General features: G+C 45.1%; 3 protein-coding genes. All 3 read right to left on the bottom strand.

Features of this window, described 5'->3' with window-relative positions:
• Positions 1-95: 95 nt before the first annotated feature.
• On the bottom strand, positions 96-1,964 hold the full coding sequence (locus JGK36_RS33215) for a tetratricopeptide repeat protein (RefSeq protein ID WP_293199358.1): 1,869 nt from the start codon (positions 1,962-1,964) through the stop codon (positions 96-98).
• A 65-nt stretch (positions 1,965-2,029) separates the two neighbouring features.
• Complete coding sequence (locus tag JGK36_RS33210) at positions 2,030-2,908, bottom strand: Uma2 family endonuclease (protein WP_293199357.1); 879 nt, start codon at positions 2,906-2,908, stop codon at positions 2,030-2,032.
• A 22-nt stretch (positions 2,909-2,930) separates the two neighbouring features.
• A partial coding sequence (locus tag JGK36_RS33205) for a HEAT repeat domain-containing protein (protein ID WP_293199355.1) occupies positions 2,931-5,001 on the bottom strand: 2,071 nt, incomplete at its 5' end.

Below are 5,001 nucleotides of genomic sequence, written 5' to 3'. Positions count from 1 at the left end.
CCTGTTCCACAAAGAGTTAATTTTATTGTGGGGTGGGCATCTTGCCCGCCCCCTTTCTTTCTTAGCAACAGGCAAGATGCCTGTTCCACAAAGAGTTAAATAGATTGCTGGTATTTTTCCAACAATTCTGGGATATAATCGTAGCCATCAACACCGATCGCCGGAATGATACTCGCTCGACTTTTCGCCAAAGACTGCTTAAAAGATTCAGCCCCCATTTGTCCGCGCAAAATTGTCAGCAAACCAGCCGATTGTCGCCATTCCATCGCCCCAATTTGCTCCAAAGTATACATCCCCAAACAGCCAGCAAAAATTGCTTGTTCTAGTTGATTCAGACTGTAATAAGCTTGAGCTAAATAAGCCAAATTGAGACCTTGGAGATATAAGTCGCCGGAAAATTGAGCCGCTTGCCAACCTTTGACCAAATACTCGATCGCACCGGCAGCATTTTCCAGAGCAATTTTAGCAATACCGAGGCTGCTGGAGCAAAAAGCTTGACTTTGGCGATCGCCCAATTTCTCCGACAGCAGCAAACCTTGCTCCAAATAACTAATAGCACTTTCGTAAACCTCCGGTTCCACCTCCTCCAACTGCCGCGCCTGGAACACCTCGCTGTAGCCCAAATTAGCCAGGGCGTTCGCCTCACCTTGCCGCTCTCCCGCCTGCCGTGCCATAATCAAAGCCCGCTGACTGTAATTAATCGCTTCCTGATAATTTTTTTGAGCCACATAATTGCGGCTAATGTGATTGAGATTGGCGACTTCACAGGCTTTATCTCCTTCCATCCGGGCAATTTCCAGGGATTGCTTGTGCAGTAAGATCGATCGCTCGTAGGCCCCAGCCGCCTGCATCGAATAACCCAAAAGCGTCAAAATTCGAGCCTTCGCTTGAGTACCTTCAACACGCCGCAGCGGTTCATCTAAATAATCCAAAGTATGCCGCAAAGCTTTACCATCAAACGAAGCAAAAATCCCGCCGTAAAGCGGAAAGTATTCCCGCTGAGAAAAAGTGCGTAAAATTTGCAAAGTTACTTGAAAACAAGCATTTGCCAACTGTTCGCCGCTCTTAGTAGAATTATTAAATCCACTAGCTAGCTGACTCCAAATTACAGAAAAAGTAATGTAAGTAGAAATCGAAGCTTTTGTGGACACTTTGGAATCGTAAACTTGCTTGTCGAACCATGTTACCAAAGCCCGTTGCAAACACTGCAAAATTATCGCCAATTCCAGCAACGTACCTAATTCTACATTAGACTGCTTGGCTGCAAATTCAACGATAGAATCACCCCTGGCAATAGTCTGTAAAAGAGCGTTAGCAAAGGCACTATTAACTTTTTTTGACCAAAAAGCCCAAGGCCCATTTTGTTCGGGACTGCCGGCGAATCCTAGCTGCTGTGGCTGATAAATCCAGCCGACGAGTTCCGGTTCCAAGCGCTGCCAAGATTCTAAACCTTTAGCAATCCCGGCTGTGATTTGCAGCAAATCTCGTTCGGTTTCGGGATTGGTAGTTTGCAGCATTTGTTGGTGCACAGATTTTGACAATTGCTGCAATTGATCGAGAGTCAGCGGATGTTCTTTATTGGGATCAATTATTTGCAATATTGCCAGGAGGCGGCCGTTAGATTCGGCGGCAAGGATTTGTTGGATGGAAGATGCGATTTCGCGATCGACGCGGTTATCCTTCTGCCAACGTTCCCATTCTCCTTGGATAGTTTTTAGCGCTCTGAGGCTGCGATTTGCCTTGGCTTGTTTGATTTCGTCCTTTTCATTTCTGAGCAGGTTATCGGTGGCATCGAGGCGTTCGCCAAAACAGCGTTCAAAGATTTCGCCCGTGCCGGTGCCAATGTCTTGCACCAACATTTGATATACTTGTTCTTTAGAGCGAATTTGACCTTTGAGGGTGATTTCGACAATTTTATCGATCAGTGCTAGGTAGCGATCGCGCAATGAAGTAGATTCTGGCATAAGTTATTTTTAGTTAATAAATTTTTATTGACACGGCGCGCCGTATTGCAGGCTGCTACTTAATTTTACAGATCATCTGGATTAATGCCCATGTCTCGGAGGCGATCGGCCAATCGATTTGCTCGCTGTCTTTCAGATTCAGCGCGTTGACTTTCTAATTTAGCCCGCTGACTTTCAGATTCAGCGCGTTGACTTTCAGATTCAGCCCGCTGACTTTCAAATTCGGCGCGTTGACTTTCAGATTCAGCGCGTTGTCTTTCTAATTCAGCCCGTTGTCTTTCAAATTCTTCTGGAGTCAGAACCCAATCGCCACTAGCATCGTACCAGCGCAGCCACAACCTCGAAAAACCTTGATAATTACCTTCCCACAAACCAATACCTAACTCCAATTCCGGTATCCAGAATCGCGAATCAGTTAAAACTTGTTCGCAGTAACGATTATCAATCAATTGAAATACTCTCAGTTGATTAGTGTAGCGACTAAAAACAAAGTAGTAAGGAATCTGCAAAATCTCTTCATAAACTCGCCACTTAGTAGGCGGTTTATTTCGGACTTCTGGTGTGATTCCCAAATCTTCATCTTCAGTTCCAGGTGACAGCAGTTCCACTACTACTAGAGGACTAATATTTTCTTGCCACATCACGTAGCTGAGGCGCAAATCCTCACCTCGATAAAATCTAGAAGCGCCCAAGACAACGAACCAATCGGGTCTTTTATACCAATTGAGATGATTGGAATCGTAGTATAGATTGAGGTCTGTCGCTATAAAGATTTGGTCTAGCGGATGGTTGCGGGGGCGGCAGGTTTGACGCAGCAGTTCGGGTTGATAGTCATGAAATTCGTCAGGCAAACCGGGCTCCTCCGGGTCTTCACTAGGTAGATCGTACATCGTAGGGAGCAGTTTTGTTTGGTAAGGCTGCGAATCCGGTACGTACATCGTCATAAAATTACCCGGGCGAGACGGCTTAAGGAGATTGAGGCGGTACGGTAATTAAGACATTATAGCGGTTTTCGATTTCTTTGGGTAGAAAGTCAGTATCCTTTGCACCGGAAATCTTGGCCAAATAACAATCACGAACTGCTAACATAAAACCTTTAATTGCCTCTGGCGCATTCTGAAAGTCGGCATCTATTAGAAAATCGCGCCACTTATTTTCATTGTCATCATAAGTCTCTACTAAATGCAGGCCTGCTAAATACTCGGCTACGGGGTCAAGTACAAAGCGGACATTCTCTTGGCTGGGAAGATTCGTTTGGATGAGGTGGAGTTTTTCTTCGAGATAGTTGAGGCGTTGCTCTGCATTTTGTGAATTTAAAATTGATAGCGCATTGATGGCATCTTTAATCTTCGTGCTAGCGGGTCGATAAGTTAGTTTCAAGCATTCCCAAGCCAGCAATTGAGCATCTTCGTACATGGTACGATTTGTCAATTTATGCTCTGCTACATCCCGGTTGAGTTCCTTCAGGTACGCCAGCATCAAATCTGGTATATTTTGAGGTAGTTTTTCATCTTTTATTCCTTCCATTTTAGCGATTAACACATCTGCGTACAGTTTGGCAAACAATACAGTTGTACTTCTTCCTTGAATTCTGATTTCTTCTAAAAGTTTAGCCAAATCGCCGCAGACATAATGAAATTGCGAACCGTTGAAAAGATTCAGTTTACCTAGCTTTTCCAAGTATTTTTCCATAAAAGCTGATAGCTCAGAACCTTCTATTCGCAACGGGTGAATCGTTGTTTTGGGGACGTTAGGCATTGTTGAATCTAGTCGCGAAGTCACAACCAAAGCATTGACGGGGAAATCGGGAGAATTAGGGTTAATTTCCTTTTGAGTTGTTTCTGCCATTTCGGAAAAATGGTCTACAATTACCAGGATACGGCGCTGTTGCAGCAAGTGTTGCAGCAGTTCTTGAGCAATGGGGGTAGGATGGTTGCTGATAGATTTTAGCTGACCGCTGATGGCTTCTAAGAACGGATGTTTGGCTGCGAGAGATTCACTTCCTAGTTGTTCGATCAGAATTGGAATCATCAGGTGTTTGCAGAGGCGTTTGCTTTTATCTGCTGCCATTGCCCTATCTGCAATTTGACAAGCGATGCTAGTTTTGCCAATGCCACCTTCACCCCATATCAGCAGGCAAAATCGCTTTTTGGTGAAAATTGATTGCAAATCTTCGCCCCTGAGTTCAGGTACTTTTTTGTCGTCTAATTCAAAAGCAACTGGGATGTAAGTAGCGCGGCTTTTGACTGTTTCGTTTGTGGAAAATTGTTCGCGGACTGTTTTGATGTGGGCTGAAACCCAGGCATCTAGGACTCTGGGACGGTAAAGAAAAAAGCTGAAAAAGGTAAGGTCGCGAGTTCGCACTGGAGCACCGCCCAATGTTTCAGGTAGTTTGAATTCGTAGGGTTTGAGTGCGTTGTTGATTCGCAGCAGCCATAGGGGACGCAGCCGCAGGATTGCCAACCAAAGGGAGGGGAAGAAGATGAAGTAAATTATTGTTGCTGCTACCCATTGATTCTGGCTAATTAATTTGAATAACTTGGCGTTTTGTTCGGCTTTGAGAACATTGATGTATACGCGGAGATTTGCGATCGTTGGTTTTGAGAAATCGGCTTTAGGTTCTGCCAAAACTTTCAAGGCTGATTCTAAGTTTGACACAGCCTGATTTAACTCAGTTGAAGTTAGCGTCTTTGCCTTTTCTTGAAGGCTAAGAGCAATACTCACCAAAGCACGGGCCGCACTCCTACGCACATCTGCATCTGAGTCTTTAAGCAGGGGAATTAGCTGCGGCACAGCAGTTTTAGCTTCTGCACCTATATTCCCCAAAGCATCGGCGGCACTGCTACGCACATCGGCATCGGAGTCTTTAAGCAAGGAAACTAGCTGTGGCACAGCAGTTTTAGCTTCTGCACCGATATTCCCCAAAACATAGGCTGCCCTGCTACGCACATTTGCATCGGAGTCTTTAAGCAAGGAAACTAGCTGTGGCACAGCAGTTTTAGCTTCTGCACCGATATTCCCCAAAGCAAAGGCTGCG

This window comes from Microcoleus sp. PH2017_35_SFW_U_B (assembly GCF_020737865.1).
Lineage (GTDB): Bacteria > Cyanobacteriota > Cyanobacteriia > Cyanobacteriales > Microcoleaceae > Microcoleus.
The sequence above is the reverse complement of the archived record's forward strand: the minus strand, read 5'-3'. Positions and strand labels throughout refer to the sequence as shown.

Bases quoted from the DNA above. Each gene is read 5' to 3' on its own strand.
- JGK36_RS33215 (WP_293199358.1), bottom strand. From the start codon at position 1,964: ATGCCAGAATCTACTTCATTGCGCGATCGCTACCTAGCACTGATCGAT.
- JGK36_RS33210 (WP_293199357.1), bottom strand. From the start codon at position 2,908: ATGACGATGTACGTACCGGATTCGCAGCCTTACCAAACAAAACTGCTC.